Annotated in this window: 16 protein-coding genes; 7 read left to right on the forward strand and 9 right to left on the reverse strand. The window is 63.9% G+C overall.

Translation table 11 applies throughout. The features are described 5' to 3' along the window. Window positions 1–15: 15 nt before the first annotated feature. From mnmG to RQX22_RS11440, 4 genes are read left to right on the forward strand one after another with little or no spacing between them, the layout of a single operon-like run. Window positions 16–1,863 carry a tRNA uridine-5-carboxymethylaminomethyl(34) synthesis enzyme MnmG gene (gene mnmG / locus RQX22_RS11425; RefSeq protein WP_315726596.1) on the forward strand — a complete coding sequence of 616 codons (1,848 nt, stop codon included), beginning with the start codon at window positions 16–18 and terminating at the stop codon, window positions 1,861–1,863. Next, window positions 1,863–2,495 carry a 16S rRNA (guanine(527)-N(7))-methyltransferase RsmG gene (rsmG, locus tag RQX22_RS11430; RefSeq protein WP_315726598.1) on the forward strand — a complete coding sequence of 211 codons (633 nt, stop codon included), beginning with the start codon at window positions 1,863–1,865 and terminating at the stop codon, window positions 2,493–2,495. Before mnmG ends, rsmG begins: the two co-directional genes overlap by 1 nt. Then, complete coding sequence (locus RQX22_RS11435) at window positions 2,492–3,274, forward strand: ParA family protein (protein WP_315726600.1); 783 nt, start codon at window positions 2,492–2,494, stop codon at window positions 3,272–3,274. The genes rsmG and RQX22_RS11435 overlap by 4 nt, the downstream gene beginning before the upstream one ends. Then, a complete protein-coding gene (locus tag RQX22_RS11440; RefSeq protein ID WP_315726602.1) occupies window positions 3,271–4,161 on the forward strand; it encodes a ParB/RepB/Spo0J family partition protein in 891 nt (296 codons plus the stop codon). Before RQX22_RS11435 ends, RQX22_RS11440 begins: the two co-directional genes overlap by 4 nt. Window positions 4,162–4,275: 114 nt before the next feature. Here the strand turns inward: RQX22_RS11440 and holA are convergent, their stop codons facing one another. The 4 genes from holA to RQX22_RS11460 are packed head-to-tail and all read right to left on the reverse strand — an operon-like array spanning window position 4,276 to window position 8,803. After that, window positions 4,276–5,298 carry a DNA polymerase III subunit delta gene (gene holA, locus RQX22_RS11445; RefSeq protein ID WP_315726604.1) on the reverse strand — a complete coding sequence of 341 codons (1,023 nt, stop codon included), beginning with the start codon at window positions 5,296–5,298 and terminating at the stop codon, window positions 4,276–4,278. Next, complete coding sequence (gene lptE / locus RQX22_RS11450; protein WP_315726606.1) at window positions 5,295–5,792, reverse strand: LPS assembly lipoprotein LptE; 498 nt, start codon at window positions 5,790–5,792, stop codon at window positions 5,295–5,297. The genes holA and lptE overlap by 4 nt, the downstream gene beginning before the upstream one ends. Further along, window positions 5,789–8,320, reverse strand: a complete 2,532-nt coding sequence (gene leuS, locus RQX22_RS11455) for a leucine--tRNA ligase (protein WP_315726607.1) — start codon at window positions 8,318–8,320, stop codon at window positions 5,789–5,791. Before leuS ends, lptE begins: the two co-directional genes overlap by 4 nt. Window positions 8,321–8,329: 9 nt before the next feature. After that, complete coding sequence (locus RQX22_RS11460; RefSeq protein WP_315726609.1) at window positions 8,330–8,803, reverse strand: DUF3576 domain-containing protein; 474 nt, start codon at window positions 8,801–8,803, stop codon at window positions 8,330–8,332. 233 nt (window positions 8,804–9,036) lie between these two features. On the opposite strand from RQX22_RS11460, the gene RQX22_RS11465 reads away from it, so the two are divergent. Further along, window positions 9,037–9,753 (forward strand): hypothetical protein, encoded by a 717-nt coding sequence (locus RQX22_RS11465; RefSeq protein WP_315726610.1) that lies wholly within the window; start codon window positions 9,037–9,039, stop codon window positions 9,751–9,753. A 113-nt stretch (window positions 9,754–9,866) separates the two neighbouring features. Here RQX22_RS11465 and RQX22_RS11470 read toward each other — a convergent pair whose 3' ends face one another. Further along, window positions 9,867–10,403 carry a thiamine phosphate synthase gene (locus RQX22_RS11470; protein WP_315726612.1) on the reverse strand — a complete coding sequence of 179 codons (537 nt, stop codon included), beginning with the start codon at window positions 10,401–10,403 and terminating at the stop codon, window positions 9,867–9,869. A 22-nt stretch (window positions 10,404–10,425) separates the two neighbouring features. Here RQX22_RS11470 and RQX22_RS11475 point away from each other — a divergent pair, with 22 nt between their 5' ends. Further along, window positions 10,426–11,094 carry a YggS family pyridoxal phosphate-dependent enzyme gene (locus RQX22_RS11475; RefSeq protein WP_315726614.1) on the forward strand — a complete coding sequence of 223 codons (669 nt, stop codon included), beginning with the start codon at window positions 10,426–10,428 and terminating at the stop codon, window positions 11,092–11,094. A 62-nt stretch (window positions 11,095–11,156) separates the two neighbouring features. Here RQX22_RS11475 and ribA read toward each other — a convergent pair whose 3' ends face one another. From ribA to RQX22_RS11495, 4 genes are all read right to left on the reverse strand, one after another. Next, window positions 11,157–12,200: a GTP cyclohydrolase II gene (gene ribA / locus RQX22_RS11480; RefSeq protein WP_315726616.1), complete on the reverse strand. Its 1,044-nt coding sequence runs from the start codon at window positions 12,198–12,200 to the stop codon at window positions 11,157–11,159. Continuing rightward, window positions 12,197–12,991 (reverse strand): exodeoxyribonuclease III, encoded by a 795-nt coding sequence (locus RQX22_RS11485; RefSeq protein WP_315726842.1) that lies wholly within the window; start codon window positions 12,989–12,991, stop codon window positions 12,197–12,199. Before RQX22_RS11485 ends, ribA begins: the two co-directional genes overlap by 4 nt. Window positions 12,992–13,247: 256 nt before the next feature. Next, window positions 13,248–13,871, reverse strand: a complete 624-nt coding sequence (locus RQX22_RS11490; protein ID WP_315726618.1) for a LolA family protein — start codon at window positions 13,869–13,871, stop codon at window positions 13,248–13,250. 55 nt (window positions 13,872–13,926) lie between these two features. Beyond that, window positions 13,927–14,625, reverse strand: coding sequence for a MarR family winged helix-turn-helix transcriptional regulator (locus RQX22_RS11495; protein ID WP_315726620.1), 699 nt, complete (start codon window positions 14,623–14,625; stop codon window positions 13,927–13,929). A 93-nt stretch (window positions 14,626–14,718) separates the two neighbouring features. On the opposite strand from RQX22_RS11495, the gene RQX22_RS11500 reads away from it, so the two are divergent. Beyond that, complete coding sequence (locus RQX22_RS11500; protein ID WP_315726623.1) at window positions 14,719–15,396, forward strand: nitroreductase family protein; 678 nt, start codon at window positions 14,719–14,721, stop codon at window positions 15,394–15,396. Window positions 15,397–15,420 lie beyond the last annotated feature (24 nt).

Here is a 15,420-nt window from a genome sequence, read left to right on the forward strand (position 1 = left end):
TATAGAGCCCCTGACATGTTGAGCGAGTTCGATGTCATCGTCGTCGGCGGCGGTCACGCCGGTTGCGAAGCTGCCGCCGCGGCCGCCCGCATGGGCGTTCGGACGGCTTTGCTCAGCTTTGCCCGTGATTCCATCGGAGCCATGTCATGTAACCCGGCCATTGGCGGACTGGGCAAAGGGCATCTCGTGCGCGAGGTGGATGCCTTCGACGGGATCATCGGGCGCGCCACGGACGAGGCTGGTATCCATTATCGGATGCTCAACGCGAGCAAGGGCGCCGCAGTGCAAGGGCCCCGCGTCCAGGCCGACCGGCGCCGCTACAAGTTGGCGATCCACCGTCTTCTCGACGAACAAGCGGATCTCGATATCGTGGAGGGCGAGGCCGCCGCCTTGCGTCTCGAAGGGCGCCAGGTGACGGGCGTGGTGCTGGCCGATGGAAGGGTCTTGCGGTCGCGGGCAGTCATCCTCGCGACGGGAACCTTCCTCGGCGGCAAGCTGCATTTCGGGATGCGCAATTGTCCGGGCGGACGGGTTGGTGAGCGCTCGGCGACGGCACTGGCATACCAGCTGCGCGATCTGCAGCTGCCCTTGGCCCGTTTGAAGACCGGCACGCCGCCGCGCCTGGACGGGCGCACCATCGACTGGGCGGCGCTTGAGCGGCAGCCGTCCGATGACGAGGGCTGGACGATGTCGCCGATGAGCGAAGGGCGACTCGCGCCGCAGCTCTTCTGCGCAATCACCCGAACCAATGCTCGGACGCATCAGATCATACGCGACTCACTCCACCGATCGCCTCTATTTGCCGGTGAGATCACTGGCGTAGGACCGCGCTACTGCCCGTCGATCGAAGACAAGGTGCATCGGTTCGGTGATCGCGAAGGGCATCAGATCTTCCTCGAGCCCGAAGGCGCCGACGACTTCACCGTCTATCCGAACGGCATTTCAACGTCCCTGCCGGAGGACGTGCAACTGGATATGGTCAGGTCCATGCCGGGTCTGACCCGGGCCGAGATTCTGCAGGCCGGCTACGCGGTCGAATATGATCATGTCGACCCGCGCATCCTCGAGCCGACCTTGGCTGTCCGAGACGTACAGGGGCTTTACCTGGCGGGCCAGATCAACGGGACCACGGGCTATGAGGAGGCCGCCGCGCAAGGCCTCGTCGCCGGCCTTAATGCCGCTGCTGCGATCAGCGATCGCGACCCCGTCATTCTCGACCGAAGCCTTTCCTATATCGGCGTCATGATGGACGATCTCGTCCTGCAGGGCGTGACAGAGCCCTATCGGATGCTGACGGCCCGAGCGGAGTATCGCCTGCGTCTTCGCGCTGATAATGCGGAAACGCGATTGACGCCGTTGGCCATCGAAACGGGCTGCGTATCCGGGCCACGCCGCCTTCACTTCCAGGCAACGCAGGCTGCCCGCATGCGCATCGAGGGGCTCCTCACTTCACAACTGCCCGCAGAAGCTTTGAGAGGGGTGGGCGCGGATGTACGGGGTGATGGGCGCCGCAGTTTGGCGGACTGGCTGCGGTTTCCGGAGTTGGATGGTCGCAAGCTCAAGGCGTTGGTACCGGAGCTTGAGGTGGAATCACGATTTCTTCTCGAACAAGTGGTGCAGGATCACCGTTACGCACCCTATGTTGCCAGACAGCAAAGTGAAATCGCGCGGCTCCGCAAGGATGAAGCGATTCGCATCCCACGGGACCTTGATTTTTCCCGGGTACCAGGCCTCTCGACGGAGATGGTCGAAAGGCTGCATGCTGCCCGTCCGGCCAGTCTCGGCGCAGCAGGGCGGGTCCGGGGTATCACACCGGCGGCTCTCGCCGCTATCCTGGTTCATGCGCGCCGCGTAGCCGCCTGATGACGGAGGAGGAGGCAAAGGCTCGGCTCGATGTTCCACGTGAAACATTGGAGCGCCTGGAGGCCTTCGTCTCCCTGTTGAAGGAGGAGAATCGGCGGCAGAATCTCGTCTCGGAGGCGTCACTCGCCCAGGTCTGGAGCCGGCATGTGCTTGATTCGGCCCAATTATTGGCTTTCTCGCCGGCGCCGGCGGCCCGCTGGCTCGACATAGGTACAGGCGCCGGCTTTCCGGGGCTCATCGTGGCCATGCTGCATCGCGGTAAGACCGTAATGGTCGAATCACGCAAGCTTCGGACGGATTTCCTCCACAGAGCGATCGCCCTGACGGACATCGGAGACCGTGCTACCATCGTGGAGACCCGTGTCGAGCGCATGGAGGGTTCACTATTCGATGCGATCAGCGCACGTGCTTGCGCCTCGTTAGATCAATTGTTCGGCTTGGCTGCGCGTTTTGCGGCGCCCGAGACCAGATGGATTCTTCCCAAAGGCCGAAAGGCCAAGTCCGAACTGGATGCGGCGCTTGCTTCATGGCAGGGTAGATTCCGTCTCGAGCCGAGCCTCACCGATCCGGACGCCATGATCGTCATTGGTGAGGCCGTTCACCGCAGACATGAAGGGAATTGGGCGCGATGATCCGGATTGCAGTGGCCAATCAAAAAGGCGGTGTCGGCAAAACCACTACGGCAATCAATCTTGCCACGGCGCTCGCCGCCACAGGATGGAAGGTGTTGCTGGTTGATCTCGATCCCCAAGGCAATGCTTCGACCGGACTTGGCGTTCCGCAAGGTCAGCGCGACCGTTCAAGTTACGACCTGCTGACCGGCGAATGCCGGCTGGAAGAAGCGGTGGTGCCGACACGCGTCCCGCGTCTCGATCTTATACCGGCAACGGTCGATCTCTCCGGGGCGGAGATTGAACTCGTCCAGATGGAACGGCGCACCCACCGGCTCGACAAGGCGCTGGACGGGGCGGCTCCGGGTCGCTGGGATGTGACCTTGATCGACTGCCCGCCGTCCTTGGGCCTCATCACGATGAACGCGCTGGTGGCCGCGCAATCAATACTCGTTCCCCTGCAGACGGAGTTTTTCGCCTTGGAGGGTCTCAGTCAGCTGCTCCAGACGATCGAGCGCGTACGCGCCCGCTTCAATCCGGAGCTGTCGATCCTGGGTGTTGCCCTGACAATGTATGATCGACGCAACAATCTTTCCTCGCAGGTCGCCGACGATGTCCGGGCCTGTCTTGGCAAAGTCGTCTTCGAAACGGTGATTCCCCGGAACGTCCGTCTCTCCGAAGCTCCCAGCCACGGCATACCGGCCCTGATCTACGACCACCGCTGTCCGGGGTCGGAAGCTTATATCTCGCTCGCACGTGAATTGATCGGGCGCCTGCCCAAGCCGGCAGCGGCAGCATGAGCGAGGAGAATCCTATCCGCAAGCGGCCCTCGGGCCTTGGTCGGGGCCTGTCGTCGTTGATGGGCGAAGTGGCCCAGGAGGCGCCCCTGTCGGGCGGCGAGCGAAGCGGCATCCAGTTGATGCCGGTGGCGAGTCTGGAGCCGCATACCGGCCAGCCGCGGCGCCATTTCGACGAGGCTGCGCTGGAGGAGCTTGCGGCCTCGATCCAGGCACGCGGGCTCATTCAGCCCATCGTCGTCCGCCCGCATGGCCACCGTTACCAGATCGTCGCAGGTGAGCGGCGATGGCGGGCTGCGCAGAAAGCCCGGCTCCATGAAGTGCCGGTCATCGTCCGCGACTTCAGCGACATCGAAACGCTGGAAGTGGCGCTGATCGAGAATATTCAGCGCCAGGATCTTAACGCGATCGAGGAAGCGGAGGCCTATAAAAGGCTGATCGACGAATATGGCCATACCCAGGAAGCTTTGGCCAAGTTGGTCCACAAATCACGGAGTCATGTCGCTAACCTATTGAGATTAATAGACCTTCCAGCCAAGGTTCGCGATCTGGTCGCGACAGGCGCACTCAGCATGGGCCACGCCCGCGCGATCGCCGCAGCCGGGGATCCTGCGGCACTGGCGGACGAGGTGGTGAGCCGCGACCTTTCCGTTCGTGACACGGAGAAGCTGGTTCGCGCCGGCAAGGGGGGCGGCCGGCAAAGGCAGGAAAAGCCGGATGTCCAGGAGGCGAGCGCCGATCTTGCGGCGCTGGAGCGACAATTGGGAGACCTGCTGGGCCTGAAGGTCACGATCCGGCATCGACCGGATGGCGGCACGGTCGCCCTGAACTATTCGACCCTCGATCAGCTCGACATGATCTGCCAGCGCCTGAGCGGGGAGAAGATCTGAAAGGCAAGGGCGGAGCGCTTCCCTGTTGCATCCTCCGATAAGGAGGGATGGCTGCAGTACAGCGCTGTTTCATCCTCCGAATCCGGGATCGTCCGTCGGATGCGGACGGTTTCGTTACCTCAGCCGGGCCGCCTGGCGGCAGATCGCAAACAAGGTTTCATCGACCGCCGCCGTTCCGATCGTCCCCGGCGCCTTGACGTTCTGCTCCGCCTCCATCAGCCGGCCGATGCTTCTGGCGAGCAGATCGGCACGCCAGCGGGAGAGTTGGCGCGTGACGGCGTCCTTTTCCTTCCAGAAGATCGCTTTGCCCTGTGACGCCATGACGGCGTCGACACTGTTGCCGCGCTCGACCTCTCCGCGCAGCCGGGCCAGCAGCATCATCCGCCGCAGGACCGCGCGGATCAGCGGCACGCCGGTCATTCCCTCGCTGGACAGGCGCAGCAGTTCGGCATGAAGTGTGACGGCGTCGCCCCCCCCGACGCTTTCCACCAGCCGGCTCAGGTCGCCTTCCTCGCTTGCCGCACCGACGGCTTGGACCATATCGTGGCTGATCTCCTGCGGGTGGCCGGGGGCGGCATCCGCATATAAGGCGAACTTCTCCAACTCCTGGCCGATGATCGCACGGTTGCCGCCGCTCGCATCGGCGATACGGCGGGCGACGTCGGGGCGAATCGTCAGGCCCAGTTCCCGTCCCAAGTCGATGACGAGCCTGTCGGCCTCCCGCCCCTCTGGAGCATAACTGGCGAAACTCAGCGCCGAGGCGTGGCCCAAGGCAATTTTGAGAAGACGTGAGCTAGGCTTTAGCGCGCCGGCCACGATCGCCACCGGATTGCCGGCCCTTTCGCTCTCGAGCAGCGCCTCGACTGCCGGTACGACTTCCTCGCCCGCGGGCTCGACGACGATGTAGCGGGTCCCTCCGAACAGCGATATGGACGCAGCTTCGTCGGCCAGCCGGGCCGGATCGCCCTTGAGCAGGGCGCCGCTCAGGTCGACCCGCTCGGCCCCGGTTCCGACGGCATTTGCCATCGCCGCCATCAGTGCGCGCGACCCGGCTTCGTCCGGTCCGTGGAACAGGAAGAAGCGCGTCTCCGCTGGCGCTTTCAGCGCGCGTTCGATCTGCCCCTTATTCGCCTTCACCGATTGCTGTCGCTGCGCGACGCATAAAGGGCGATGCGGGCAACGATCTGGTCGGCGACTTCCTTGGACAGATGCTCCAGCGCCGTCTGCTCCGCAGCCACCGTCGCATATTCCGAGCTGACCACGTCGATGCCGGCATCGGAACCGGCGGTGGCATCGAGGAGCACGGTGCCCTTCGAAGCCTCCACCAGTCTGAAGCGCGCCCGCAGGCTGCGCCGCTCCAGCGTGACGGCGCTGTCGCGACGAATACCGAAACCGGTAATGTCGTCATCCAGCTCGACTTCCAGGCGATAGGCAGGCGTACCGCCGGAACGCCGGCCGAGCCGATCCTCCAGCGCGGTCCGCACGAGCCAACCGGCGCGCCCGTCGATCGGCGCGACATCTACCGATTGCAGCGCCTGCGCCACCACGCCCGATTCTCCGCCGCCATAGAGCGGGCGCAGGCCGCAGCCGGCCAGTAGCAAGGACAAAGCGAGGATCGCCGCCCTGGTCATGCGACCAGGTTCACAAGGCGGTCGGGCACGACGATCACCTTGCGCGGCGGCTTGCCTTCCAGAATACGCACGACCCTTTCCGAGGCCAGCGCCATTTCCTGGAGCGTCTCGCGTGCCGACCCTTTGGGTACGGTGAGCGTATCGCGCAGTTTGCCGTTGACCTGGATGGCGATCGTGACTTCGTCTTCCACCAGCAGGGCCGGATCGGCTTCGGGCCAGCGGGCGTCGGCAATGAGCCCTTTTCCACCCAGCGTAGCCCAGGCCTGCTCGGCAAGATGCGGGACCATCGGTGCGATCAGAAGGACCAGGGTTTCGATGGCCTTGGCGCGGGAGCGAGAGACGGGCGCCTTTTCGATCGCGTTGGCGAGCTCGTATATATTGGCCACCGCCTTGTTGAAGGCGAGCGATTCGATGTTCGCGCCCACCGAGGCGATGGTCTGATGAAGCTTGCGGTCGAGGGCTTTATCCTCGCCTTCAGCTTCGTCCCCGTCTTCCGCGCGCTGCATGCTCATCCGCCAAAGCCGCTGCACGAATCGCCATGCACCTTCGATCCCGGCCTCGCTCCAGGGCAGGTCGCGCTCGGGCGGGCTGTCGGAGAGCATGAACCAGCGAACCGCATCGGCGCCATATTGGTTGACGATCGGTTCCGGATCGACCGTGTTCCGCTTCGATTTCGACATCTTCTCGACGCGGCCAGGCTGGGCGGGCTGCCCGGTCGCGGATTCGATCCAGGTCCCGCCCTTCTGCTCGACCTCGTCGGGGCTGAGCCAGCGCCCGTCCGGCGCCCGGAAGGTCTCATGGGTCACCATTCCCTGGGTGAACAACCCCCTGAACGGCTCTTCGATGTCGAGCAGCCCGATCCGCTTCAGCGCCCGCGTCCAGAAGCGCGCATAAAGGAGGTGGAGGATGGCATGCTCCACGCCGCCGATATATTGGTTCACCGGCAGCCAGCTTTCGGCGATCGCGCGGTCGAACGGCTTGTCGGTGGGCTGGCTCGCGAAACGGATGAAATACCAGCTCGAATCGACGAAGGTGTCGAGCGTGTCCGTCTCGCGTCGGCCCGGCGCGCCGCAGCGGGGACAAATGGCGGAGTTCCAGCTTGGGTGGCGGTCCAGCGGATTGCCGGGGATGTCGAAGCTGACATCCTCCGGCAGCAGCACGGGCAGCTGATCCTTCGGAACGCCCACCGGACCGCAGCTTTCGCAATGGATGACGGGGATCGGCGTGCCCCAATAACGCTGGCGCGACACGCCCCAGTCGCGAAGCCGCCAGACGATCGTGCCTTCGCCCCAGGATTCGGCTTCGGCCCGCGCGATCACTGCAGCCTTGGCGGCTTCGACGTCCAATCCGTCCAGGAATCGCGAATTGACGATCACGCCGGGGCCGGTTTCGGCCTCGCCGCCGATCGGCAGATCCGCGTCTTCGATCGCCGGCGCGACGACCCGCCGGATGGGAAGGCGATATTTCGTCGCGAACTCGAAATCGCGCTGGTCGTGGGCGGGCACGCCGAAGACGGCGCCCGTGCCATAATCCATCAGCACGAAATTGGCGACGTAGAGCGGCAGCGTCCAGTTCGGATCGAGCGGATGAACCACACGCAGTCCGGTTTCGAAGCCCTTCTTTTCGGCCGTCTCCAGCTCTGCGGCCGTGGTGCCGCCCGCTTTGCATTCGGCGATGAAGGCGACAAGCGCTTCATTGCCCTCGGCCAGCGTCAGGGCGATGGGATGATCGGCGGCAACGGCCGCGAAGCTCGCGCCGAAGATCGTGTCGGGCCGGGTGGTGAAGACCTCCAGGTCGCGATGTCCGCCGATCGGCTGCTCGAGCGCGAAGCGGAAACGCATCCCCTGGCTCTTGCCGATCCAGTTTTCCTGCATCAGCCGGACCTTGTCCGGCCATTGATCCAGTTCGCCCAGGCCTTCGAGAAGCTCCTCGGCGAAATCCGTGATCTTCAGGAACCATTGGCTCAGTTTGCGCCGCTCCACCGCCGCACCGGACCGCCAGCCCTTGCCGTCGATCACCTGCTCGTTGGCGAGCACGGTCATGTCGACCGGGTCCCAATTGACCTCGCTTTGCTTGCGATAGACGAGGCCGGCTTCGAGCAGATCGAGGAACAGGGCCTGTTCGTGGCCATAATATTCAGGATCGCAGGTGGCGAATTCGCGGCTCCAGTCGAGCGCGAAGCCCAGCCGCTTCAACTGCCCACGCATGGTCGCGATATTGGATCGGGTCCAGGCGCCCGGATGGACCTTCTTTTCCATGGCGGCATTCTCCGCCGGCATGCCGAAGGCGTCCCAGCCCATCGGATGCAGCACTTCGAACCCGTTCATGCGGCGGTAGCGGGCGAGCACGTCCCCCATCGTATAATTGCGGACATGGCCCATGTGGATGCGCCCTGACGGATAGGGGAACATCTCGAGCACATAGGTTTTCGGGCGGCCGCTGCTGTCGGATGTATGGAAGGTCCCTCGTTCCTCCCAGACTTTCTGCCAGTGCGCGTCGGCCTCCAGCGGGTTGAAGCGCGCTGTCATGAGGCGCCCCTAGCCGGAAATGGCGTTTCGGCGAAGGTCCCGTGCCCGGGTGAGGATGATTTCCTCCAGCTTCTGCACGGTGGCTGCGGTCACCGGGGCTTCCAGCCATTGGCCATTCTGCATGACCTGTCGCGATGCGGTGATCCGAAGCGCGTCCGCACGAAGATCGCGGTCGAGGATCGAAACGGTCACCTTGACGCGGTCGTTCGGCGAATTGGGGTTGGCGTACCAGTCGGTGATGATGACGCCGCCATTCGAATCCGCCTGCACCAAGGGCGCGAAGGACAAGGTGTCCAAAGCGGCGCGCCACAGATAGGCGTTGACGCCGATCGAGGTCACTTGCGAGGCGGCGATATCGGCCTGCCTCACACGCTTGTTCGATCCGTCGCCGAAGGTTTTGGCAAGGTCCTGCTTCACCCACGCGCAACCGGGAAGGGTGAGAGCGAGGGCGATTGACAGGCCAAGAGAGGCAGCGCGGACCATATGGGTAATCCTTGAAACTACAGGGCTCATCCGCCGTTATAGATATGGATGCGCAGGCGGCAAGCCGTCTCTGGCGAATGGGGCTCGCACGCTCTTGCCTCGCGGGCTCCTTTCGGACCAGGGGTTGTGGAAAAGATGCAACAACCTCTCATAATTCGTAGGTTTTTTTCCGGTTCGGCTGGTCCATCGCGCAGACTCATATTACATCGGTCGTCGTTACGGAGTCGAATGGGGTGAAGAGTCGTAAAGAGATAGGGGCCATCGGGGGTGCGGCGTTCGCCGCGCTCTCCTTGCTGCTGTCTCCGGCGCTTGCCGAATCGCAACCGAAAAAACTCAAGACTCTTCGTCCCTCGGCATCGATTCGGGCGGGCAATTTCACGCCCGCCGTCGCCGATCCCAGGCTGGCCGCCGAGCTGGCCAAGCGGGGATTGCCGACCGGCAGCTTCCGTTTCACGCCGGCGGCGGCTTCGCCCAACAATAGCAAGGCCGTGCGGGTTGCCGTCCGCGCCCGTGCGACCACTCCGGAAGAGGCGATCCGCCGCGCCGGCGAGACCTCGGCCTCGACCGTCACTGCGATCACGCCGAGCGCCTATAATCTTGGCGTCGCCATCGGTTGGAAGCGTTTCGCCATTTCCGGCGATGTCGCCCGAATCCAGGGCGGCGCGATTCCAGGCGGCCGTGAAGCCGCGGAAATCGGCGTGAGCTATGCCGGCAGGAAGTTTACCGGACGCCTCGATATCGCCGCCGATCGCACCGACGGCACCCGGCCGAAGGCGCTGGCGGAAGAAAGTGGTTATTCTGTCGGCGTGGGCGGTTCATATCGTATCGCGCGCAACATCGACCTGACCGGCGGCGTCCGGTACCGCATCCAGAACGACCGCCTCGAGCCGCTCGTCGACGAGCGCCGGGACAGCCAGGCCGTCTATATCGGAACCGCCTTCCGCTTCTGAGGCCTTCGGCTCTCTCGTTCCTCGTATCGGTATCAGCTTTGCGATGCCCCGTATGCGCGCAGAAACGATTCCAGAGCGGGTTCGGTCTGACGCATCGGACTCTGGTCGAACGTTTAGGTCCAAGCGTCGATTGCCGCCCAGCCATAAGCGTAAGCCGCCATCGCCCGGCCCCGTTTGCCGTCCATGCCGCCAAGCGCGATGGCGGGGAGCCGCGTCCGTCGCGCCAGGGCTGCGAAGCCTCTTCTTCCCAAGGTCGGACGGCCCGGGTGGGAACGGGTTGGAAAGACCGGCGAGATGAAGAGGACGTCCGCACGCGCCCGCTCGGCCGTCTTCAGCTCGGCGAGGTCATGGACGGATTTGCCGCGCAACAGCGGTGTCGGATGCCGATCCGCACCGCGACCGTAGACGCCGTCGGCACGCCAGGCGCGGCCGAGGCCGATATCGCCTGCCAGCAACAGCAGCAATCCGCGCCGCCGACACAATCGCTTCACCTTCCGAAACAAGAGGCGCCGTTCCTGCTGGCCCAGGCTGTAGTGGCGGAACACGACGCCGGATCCCCTCGGAAGCCGCTCCAGCGCGCTCCACAGCATTTGCGACTGCCGTTCATCGGTGAACATCCAGAGGCGCGGCAGAGGCTGGCGGCGAGGCATGGGCCTTCCTATAGCGAGGGCCATGACCGGTCCATCACCCGCCGAGCGCCTCCACGACGTGCAGGCCGCCATCGCCAAGGCGGCAGCCCTGGCTGGGCGCGAACCAAATGACGTCACCCTGCTGGCGGTATCCAAGACCCGCACCGCGGAAGAGATCGCTCCGCTGATCCTGGCTGGTCAGCGCATCTTCGCCGAAAACCGCGTCCAGGAAGCCCAGGCGAAATGGCCGCCCTTGCTCGGTGATCATTCGGAACTCGAACTTCACCTGGTTGGCCGGCTGCAATCCAACAAGGCGGAGGACGCGGTGGCATTGTTCGACGCGATCCATTCCGTCGATCGGGCCTCGCTGATGGACGCGCTGGCTGCGGCGGCGGCGAAGCTCGGTCGCCGGCCGCGCCTTTTCGTCCAGGTCAATATCGGCGACGAGCCGCAAAAGGGGGGGTGCTCAGCCGGCGAGCTGCCCGCCTTGCTCATGCAAGCGGAAGGCGCAGGTTTAACCATCGAGGGTTTGATGGCGATTCCCCCTGCCGGAGTGGAGGCAGCGCCTTATTTTGCCTTGCTCGCCAAGCTGGCCCGCCGGCATGGGCTCGCCGGCCTCAGCATGGGCATGTCCGCCGATTTCGAGACGGCAGTGACACTTGGTGCTACCCATGTCAGGATCGGGACCGCATTGTTCGGCGAACGCGACTGACGCCATGGCATCAGAAATGTCTCTTGCGTGGCTTCCGCTGCCCGGCACTCCCCTAAACAATTCTATAGGCTGTGGCCGCTTCGATCCCGCTTGGTATCCAGATAGGCCCGGTTGTGCGGGTTGGCGCCCGCCTGGAGTGGAACCCGCTCCCTTACCCTGACCCCCGCCGCTTCCAAGGCGGCGACCTTGCGGGGGTTGTTGGTCAGCAGACGTACCTCCGGCTGGGCAAGGAGCCCTAGCATGAACGCGGCAACGCCGAAGTCGCGCTCGTCGTCGCTGAAGCCCAGGCGGAGATTGGCGTCAACCGTATCGAAGCCCTGGTCCTGCAGCGCATAGGCTCTGAGCTTGTTGACGAGGCCGATGCCGCGCCCTTCCTGGCGCAGATAAAGAAGAATCCCCCAGCCCGAAGCGGCAATGGCAGCGATCGCGTCGGCCAGCTGCAGACCGCAATCGCATTTGAGCGATCCGAGCACGTCGCCAGTCAGGCATTCGGAGTGGATCCGCACAAGCGGCGGCTGTCCGGTCGGCTCGCCAATCATCAAGGCGACATGTTCGGAAGCATCGCCTTCGGCACGGAAGGCGATGATCTCCGCCTTTTCTGCCTCGGCGATCGGCAGCCTTGCGCGGGACGCGATGGTCAATGCGGGTCTGTCGTGGACGACGCCGATCGCATCGGCACCGACGCTGATAGCATCGTCGCCAGGGGTGCCCCCCGCGAACAGCGCCGGGAGCAGGCCGGCCATCTTCGCCAGACGAAGTGCGGCCGTGGCCGGCGCCGGTACCGGGAGCGTTTGGAATGGTCCCTTGAGCGGGGTGGAAAGGTCCCGCGCAGGGTCCGCGATCGCGGTGGCGCCGGCGAGATCGATCCAGGGCATGCGCGCAATTCTCACCGGTCCCGTCGGAACGGCGTCTCGCTGGTTGGCGAGCTTGAGTGTCACAGCCCGATTGCCCGCGATCAGGATGTCGGCAGCGGCCGGTGTGTCGAACGCGGCAAGACCTGCCTCATCAGCCGTTTCCACGGCGAGCACGGCCAGTTCGTCGATGATGACGGGCCAGCCGCGCCTCAGCGCATCGATGGCGCGGGCGACGTTGCGCCCCACCGTCAAATGACGAACTCGGTGACCAGCGGAACATGATCCGAAGGCCGTGTCCAATTGCGGCAGGGCTCGTGGACGTGATGATCGACCGCGAGCGCGGCGACATCCGGCGTTGCCCACATATGATCCAGCCGGCGGCCCCGGTCGTTCTTGGTCCAGTCCGGGGAGCGATAACTCCACCAGGTATGGAGCCGCTTGGGCGGCGGGTGGAAATGGCGGCCGAGATCGATCCAGTCATTGCTTTCCCGCAGGCGGGTGAGCGCTTCGACCTCGATCGGCGTATGGCTGACCACGGTCAGCAATTGCTTGTGGCTCCAAACGTCGCATTCCAGCGGGGCGATGTTGAAGTCGCCAACCATGATGGTCGGCGCCCCGCAGGTTTCGGACCAGCGCGTCATCCGTTCGATGAAATCGAGCTTTTGGCCGAATTTCGGATTCTGCGTCCGATCGGGAATGTCGCCGCCGGCGGGTACATAGACATTTTCCAGCCTGATACCGCATTCCAGTCGCACGCCGACGTGGCGGGCCTCGCCATTGGCCTGCCAGTCGAACCGCTCATCCTCGTGAATCGGAATCCTGCTCAGGATCGCGACCCCGTGATGCATCATCTGGCCGCAGAAGATCTGGTGGTTGAAGCCAAGCTGCCGAAAGATCCCCGTGGGGAAATCGGAGTCCCGCACCTTGGTTTCCTGCAGGCACAAAATGTCGGGGGATTCTTCTTTCAGGAATCGTTCCACGATCGGCACGCGGGCGCGGACGGAATTGATGTTCCATGAGGCGATCTTGAGACGGGATGGCATGGCAGGGGCTGTAGCTTGGGCCTTCTTCGCTGTCACCAGACGGAACGAAAAGGCCCCCGCTCCGGGGGCGTGGAGCGAGGGCCAACCTGGCGTAGGTTACGCGAGGTCAATTGCGAGCCCCCGTCCGGGCAACAGGGGGAAAACCCGAAGAGCGAAGGCCCGCAATTGCAAGCTTTGGTTTAATGGCATCTACCTGTCGGCTCGATGAATGAATGAAGCCAATTCGCAGCCCCAGACACTCATTTCATCGCATCGTTCAGGCTCGCGGTCCACGACGGCGCGGATCGGTCCACCGAAAAGCGGAATCGGCCACCGCGACATTGAATCGCTGATTGGCCAGCTTGACCGTCGTGCGATTATTCTGTGCGTCGATAACGCTCCAGCCCTGGAGCGAAAGACCAGCGGGTGCGCTGTCGATCCTGGCGAAGACGAGGGTGATTCGGCCATATTCCGGCCTCTTGGCGTCCCGTGCCTCCACCATCACCACACGGGGATCGTCGCTCGGGACGATCTTGGCATAGCGTGACAAGTCCTTGCCGGCATCCAGCAGCACTGACAGAGGCGAATTGCCTACCGGCCAGCTTTCGACCCGCTTCACTTCATAATCGATCATGTTGAGGCGCTTGCCGTCCGCCACGATCAGCATCGGCACGCCCTTTTGATACTGGAATCGGACCTTGCCCGGCCGCTTCAGGGTCAGCTTCCCGCCCAGCACCTGGCCGCGTCGGTCGGTCTGACTGAAATTTGCGGTCATCGTGTCCACCGCCTTCAGATGCTGGCTTACCTGGTCGAGCGCTGACGGGGCCTGGGCGATCACCGCCGGCGCCGTCAGCAGCGCCGCCGGCAAGGCGGCAAGTGCGAGCATCTTCATACGCAACATCGACTGTCTCCATGTTCAAGCTTTGGCGGAAATATAGGGACCGCCGCTTGAATGGCTACTTAACCTCTGGTTTTCTTGGCGTCCGACCCGTGACCCGTCGGCCGATGGCACCGGCCTGGTCGGCAGGATTCGATCCCTTCCTGTACCATCGCAAGAGCTCGCGCTGGTCGGCGGAAGCCTTTGCCCCATCGCGCAGGCACGCGTCGATTTCCTCCGCCAGCAATTCCTCGGCACGATCCTCGAGCCGTTCCAGCATGTCGGCAAGCATGTCGGCTTCGCCGGCATCGAGTATGGTCGAAAGCTTCGCAGCGCGCGTGGCCATGATGTCCGCGACGGATCGGTAAAGCCTTTCACCCGATTCCGTCAGGCCGAGCTGGGCCTGCCGCCGATCTTTGTCGTCCGGACGGATCACGACCAAATCGCGTTCGACCAGGGTCGTGACCGCCCGGCTCACCATGTGGGTGTCGAGCCGTGACTGATAGGCGATGTCGGCAGCGCGCACCGGCATATAGGTGCCGATGTTCAGCAGCACGCGGAGCTCGCGCGCCGCCAGGTCGGTGATTCGCCGGACGAAGGGATCTCGGTCGATGCGAAGCAGATTCGACAGAACGGCTATCTTGAATGGAAGATGCCGGGCGAGGTCCAGCGGATCCGGCAAGGACGACGTGACCTCGTAATCCCGCTTCCTCCTGCGGGTCTGCGCCGCGCGCGGTTCCGGTTTCGCCAAATCCCTGCGCTGCTTAGGCTTCGTCATGGCCGATCATGGGTTCTTCTGCGCCTTCAGGTCAAGCTTGACCCTTTCCAATATTGATGCAATTGCAACTAATATGTCGAGCGCGAAAGGACGATGATGAAGCCTCATGACGCGGTGCCGCTGCCGGATTATCTAGAATTGCCGCTGTCGGATATGCAGCGGCGAATCGATGCCTTTCAGGCCGATCTGCAGCGGCGCCATACGGTGCGAAGCTTTTCGGATCGTCCCGTGCCCCGATCGATCATCGAAAGTGCCATCCGGGCGGCGGGCAGTGCTCCGAGCGGCGCCAACCACCAGCCATGGTATTTCGTCGCGATCGGCAGCCCGGAGGCCAAGGCCAAGCTGAAGGCGCTGGCGGAACCGGAGGAGGGTCGATTCTATGGCGGCAAGGCGGGCGAGGAATGGCTCGATGCGCTCGCCCCGCTGGGCACCGACGCGGACAAGCCCTATCTGACGATGGCACCCTGGATCATTGCGATCTTCGGACAGCGCCGGGGCGGCGTCAGTTCCGGCGAGCAGCGCAAGAATTATTATATGCCGGAATCGGTGGGGATCGCGATGGGGTTCCTCATCGCAGCGCTCCACCAGGCAGGGCTGGCGATGCTGACCCATACACCGAAACCGATGGATTTTCTGAACCAACTCTGCGGACGGCCCGTATCGGAAAAGCCCTATCTGCTGCTGGTGGTCGGCTATCCCGCCGCCGATGCAACCGTGCCGGTTCACGCCTTGCGCAAAAAGACCCTCGAGGAAATCAGCGCCTTCATCTGATCGCTTCGCGAGGTGGTGCCGACC

The organism is Sphingosinicella rhizophila (assembly GCF_032378825.1).
Taxonomy (GTDB): domain Bacteria; phylum Pseudomonadota; class Alphaproteobacteria; order Sphingomonadales; family Sphingomonadaceae; genus Allosphingosinicella; species Allosphingosinicella rhizophila.

Coding starts and splice junctions, on each gene's coding strand:
- RQX22_RS11490 (WP_315726618.1), bottom strand. CDS start 13,871: ATGTTGCGTATGAAGATGCTCGCACTTGCCGCCTTGCCGGCGGCGCTG.
- mnmG (WP_315726596.1), top strand. CDS start 16: ATGTTGAGCGAGTTCGATGTCATCGTCGTCGGCGGCGGTCACGCCGGT.
- lptE (WP_315726606.1), bottom strand. CDS start 5,792: ATGACCAGGGCGGCGATCCTCGCTTTGTCCTTGCTACTGGCCGGCTGC.
- RQX22_RS11460 (WP_315726609.1), bottom strand. CDS start 8,803: ATGGTCCGCGCTGCCTCTCTTGGCCTGTCAATCGCCCTCGCTCTCACC.
- RQX22_RS11440 (WP_315726602.1), top strand. CDS start 3,271: ATGAGCGAGGAGAATCCTATCCGCAAGCGGCCCTCGGGCCTTGGTCGG.
- rsmG (WP_315726598.1), top strand. CDS start 1,863: ATGACGGAGGAGGAGGCAAAGGCTCGGCTCGATGTTCCACGTGAAACA.
- RQX22_RS11435 (WP_315726600.1), top strand. CDS start 2,492: ATGATCCGGATTGCAGTGGCCAATCAAAAAGGCGGTGTCGGCAAAACC.
- RQX22_RS11470 (WP_315726612.1), bottom strand. CDS start 10,403: ATGCCTCGCCGCCAGCCTCTGCCGCGCCTCTGGATGTTCACCGATGAA.
- RQX22_RS11475 (WP_315726614.1), top strand. CDS start 10,426: ATGACCGGTCCATCACCCGCCGAGCGCCTCCACGACGTGCAGGCCGCC.
- leuS (WP_315726607.1), bottom strand. CDS start 8,320: ATGACAGCGCGCTTCAACCCGCTGGAGGCCGACGCGCACTGGCAGAAA.
- RQX22_RS11485 (WP_315726842.1), bottom strand. CDS start 12,991: ATGCCATCCCGTCTCAAGATCGCCTCATGGAACATCAATTCCGTCCGC.
- RQX22_RS11500 (WP_315726623.1), top strand. CDS start 14,719: ATGATGAAGCCTCATGACGCGGTGCCGCTGCCGGATTATCTAGAATTG.
- RQX22_RS11495 (WP_315726620.1), bottom strand. CDS start 14,625: ATGACGAAGCCTAAGCAGCGCAGGGATTTGGCGAAACCGGAACCGCGC.